We start from the raw sequence: 3779 nt of genomic DNA, 5'->3' as shown, positions 1-3779 counted from the left end.
CACCGTGCGGGTCTGGCTGGACGAGGCGCAGATCGGCATCGCCGGCAAGAACACCGCGATCGGCGACGCCATCGGCCTGGCGGTCAAGCGCCTGCGCCAGCGGCCCGCGGAAAGCCGGGTGCTGGTGCTGATCACCGACGGCGCCAACACCGGCGGACAGATAGCCCCGCAGATCGCCGCGCAACTGGCCGCCGAGCAACAGGTGAAGATCTACACCATCGGCGTCGGCGCCGACCCGCAGCAGGGCGGCGTGCCCGGCCTGTTCGGCTTCAACCCGGGGCTCGATCTCGACGAGCCGACCCTGCGCGGTATCGCCGAGCTCACTGGCGGCGAATACTTCCGCGCGCGATCCAGCGCCGAGCTGGAAAGCATTTCCGCGACCCTCGACCGCCTCGAACCGGTCGCCCAGCAGACTACCCGGGCGCGCCCGGCCCTGGCGCTGTACAGTTGGCCGCTGGCCGCCGCCCTCGGCCTGAGCGTGCTGCTGGTGGCGCTGGAACTCTGGCCACGGGAAAACCGGACCTGGCCGCGCCGCCGTTCCGGGAGGCAACCATGAACCTGTTGCTGGACGCCTGGCCGCACTGGCTGCGCCCCTACTGGCTGCTGCTGGCGCCGCTGCTTGGCTGGTTGCTGTGGAAGCTGCTGCATCGCCAGCGTCGTGCCGGACGCTGGCAATTGCTGCTGCCGACGGCCTTCCAGCCCTGGCTGCTGGTCGGCGGCGCCGGGCGGCAGAACCGCATGCCCTGGATCTGCCTCGGCATCGCCTGGCTGCTGGCCCTGCTGGCCTTGCTCGGGCCCAGTTGGCAGCAACTGGAACAGCCCTCGATGAAGCGTAGCGACCCGCTGGTGGCGATCCTCCAGCTGACTCCCGGGATGCTTGCCGGCGACCTGTCGCCGACCCGCCTGGAACAGGCCCGGCGCAAGCTGCTCGACCTGCTTCGCACGCGCAACGACGCGCAGACCGCGATCGTCGTCTACGCCGGCAGCGCGCATACCCTGGTGCCGCTGTCGGACGACCAGCTCACCGCGCGCAACCTGCTCGACGCCCTGAAACCTTCGATCATGCCCGAGCCCGGCCAGCGCGCCGACCTCGCGGTGCGCCAGGCCCTCGACCTGCTGGAACAGGGCGCCCAGGGCCGCGGCCGCCGGCTGCTGCTGACCAGCGGGCTGAGCGAACCCGAGCGCCAGGGCATCCGCAGCGCCCTCGAGCACCGGACGGCGCGCCTCGCCGTGCTCGGCGTCGGCACGCCGAAGGGCGCTCCGGTGCAGCAGGAGGATGGCAGCTTCCTCAAGGACGACCAGGGCGGCATCCTCCTGCCCAGGCTCGACGAAAGCGGGCTGCGCCGCTTCGCCGCGGAGATCGGCGCCGGCTACCAGCGCCTGCGGCCGAACGACCGCGACCTCGACAGCCTCGGCCTGCTGGCCCGCGGCGGCACGCTGGAGGAAGACCGCGAGAACGCCCTGCTGCGCCTGCAGCGCTGGGCCGACCAGGGTTACTGGCTGCTCCTGCCGCTGCTCCTGCTGGCCGCCTGTGCCGGACGGCGCGGCTGGCTGTTCTGCCTGCCGCTGTTGATGCTGAGCCTGCCGCAACCGGCCATGGCCTTCCAGTTCGAAGACCTCTGGCTGCGTCCGGACCAGCAAGGCCAGCGCCTGTTGCAACGGGGCCAGGCGGACGAGGCGGCGAAGCGCTTCGAGGACTTCCGCTGGAAAGGCCTGTCGCTCTACCAGGCCCGCGACTACGCAGCCGCGGCCCAGGCCTTCGCCCAGGGCGACCAGGCCGACGATCACTACAACCGTGGCAACGCCCTGGCCCGCCAGGGCGAACTGGAAGCCGCCGTCGACGCCTACGAACAAGCCCTGGAGCGCCAGCCGCAACTGGTCGCCGCGCAACGCAACAAGGCCCTGGTCGAGGAACTGCTGCGCCAGCGCCAGGAACAGGCGGCGCAGCAGCAGGCCGGCGAGAACAAGGAACAGCGCCAGGAAGCGAGCCAGCAGAGCCCGCCATCCGGAAGCAGCCAGCGGCCGCCGCGCGATGCGGCGACCGTCGATGCGCAGAAGGCCCAGGCCGCGGCGCCCTCGACCAGCCTGCCGGAAGACGAAGGCGAGAAGACCGCCGGAGCACCCGGCCAAGCGCAGCCGCAGCCCGACGCCGAGGACGAGCGGACGGGCGACGAGGAAGCCGACGACGGACTCGACGACGAACGTCGCCAGGCCCTCGAGCAATGGCTGCGACAGATTCCCGACGATCCCGCCGAGTTGCTGCGGCGCAAGTTCTGGTACCAACAGCAGCAACGCCAGGAAGCCACGCCATGATCCGCCTGTTCTGCAGCCTGCTTCTCGCGCTCCTCTGCGTCTCCGCCCACGCCAGCTTCAGCGCCAGCGTCGACCGCGCCCGCCTGACCGAAGGGGAAAGCGTCGAACTGACGCTGGAATCGGACGACCCGACCCTCTTCGGCAAGCCCGACCTGAGCCCGCTGGACGCCCTCTTCGAGGTCCTCGGCACGCGCCAGGTCAACCGTCTCGCCACGCAGAACGGCCGGGCCCAGGCCACTACCCGCTGGATCGTCACCCTCCTGCCGAAGCAGAGCGGCTACGTGGCGATCCCGCCGATCAGCCTCGGCGCCAGCAGCACCCAGCCGATCAGGCTGCACGTACTGGAGGCGCGCGACCGCGCCAAGAGCAGCAAGCTGGCGCCGGTCTTCATCGATGCCAGCGTCGACCAGGAGACGGTCTACGTGCAGGCCCAGGCGATCCTCACCCTGCGCATCTACCACTCGGTGTCGCTATACGACGACAGCAGCCTGACCCCGCTGGCGATGAACGACGCGAAGGTCGAACAGCTCGGCGAGGCGCGTACCTACGAGAAGGAGATCAACGGCATCCGCCACGGCGTGATCGAGGTGCGCTACGCGATCTTCCCGCAGAAGAGCGGCACCCTGGAGATTCCTGCGCAAGCCTTCAGCGCGACCCTGGTCGACCGTGGCAGCGACGACTACAACCCCTTCGGCCCGCGCCCCGGCCGGCAGATGCGGGTGACTTCGCCGAGCATCCCGCTGCAGGTCCGGCCCAAGCCTGCCGACTATCCGGCCGACGCGCCCTGGATGCCGGCCCGCGCGCTGAGCATCAGCGAAAGCTGGAGCCCGCAGCCGGAGCAGGCGCAGGTCGGCGAATCGCTGACGCGCAATGTGCTGCTGAAGGTCGAGGGGCTTTCCGGCACCCAGCTTCCGCCGTTGCCGCTGCCCGACGTGCAAGGCCTGCGGCGCTACCCGGACCAACCGCAGTTGGCCGACCAGAGCACCGACCAGGGCCTCATCGGCAGTCGCGAGGAACGCGAGGCGCTGGTGCCCGAGCAGGCCGGGCGCATCGAGTTGCCGGCGCTCGAAGTGGTCTGGTGGAACACCCGCGAAGACCGCCTGGAGCGCACCAGCCTGCCACCGCGCACCCTGGAAGTGGCCGCCGCGCCGCAGGCCGAGGCGGAGCCGCCGGCGGCGGCGCTGCCGCTCGGCGAACGCCTGGAGCCGACGCTCTGGCCCTGGCAACTGGCTACCGCCGTGCTGGCCCTGACCACCCTGCTCGGCTTCGGCCTCTGGTGGCGCGCCCGCCAGCTGCCGGCGGTGATCCGCGCCGCAGCCAACGGCCCGAGCAGCCGCAGCCTGCTCGACGAGCTGCGCCGCGCCTGCCTGGCCAACGATCCCCAGGCGACCCGCCAGGCCCTAGACGCCTGGGCTCGTCAGCAACCCGATACCCTGGCCGACATGGCGGCCCGCTTCGTACCGCTG

3 protein-coding genes are annotated in these 3779 nt (G+C 71.2%); all 3 read left to right on the top strand.

Translation table 11 applies throughout. The features are described from left to right. A partial coding sequence (locus FFS27_RS30125; RefSeq protein WP_137952425.1) for a VWA domain-containing protein occupies positions 1-556 on the top strand: 556 nt, incomplete at its 5' end. Further along, on the top strand, positions 553-2313 hold the full coding sequence (locus FFS27_RS30120; protein WP_137952424.1) for a VWA domain-containing protein: 1761 nt from the start codon (positions 553-555) through the stop codon (positions 2311-2313). The genes FFS27_RS30125 and FFS27_RS30120, both read left to right, overlap by 4 nt. Then, positions 2310-3779 (top strand): BatD family protein (locus FFS27_RS30115; protein WP_137952423.1); only part of this gene is annotated, 1470 nt, incomplete at its 3' end. The genes FFS27_RS30120 and FFS27_RS30115, both read left to right, overlap by 4 nt.

Origin of the sequence: Pseudomonas sp. 2VD (assembly GCF_005503585.1) — a bacterium.
In the GTDB taxonomy this organism is placed as follows: Bacteria; Pseudomonadota; Gammaproteobacteria; order Pseudomonadales; family Pseudomonadaceae; genus Pseudomonas; species Pseudomonas aeruginosa.
Note: the sequence above shows the minus strand (reverse complement) of the source record. Positions and strands in the feature narration are given on the sequence as shown.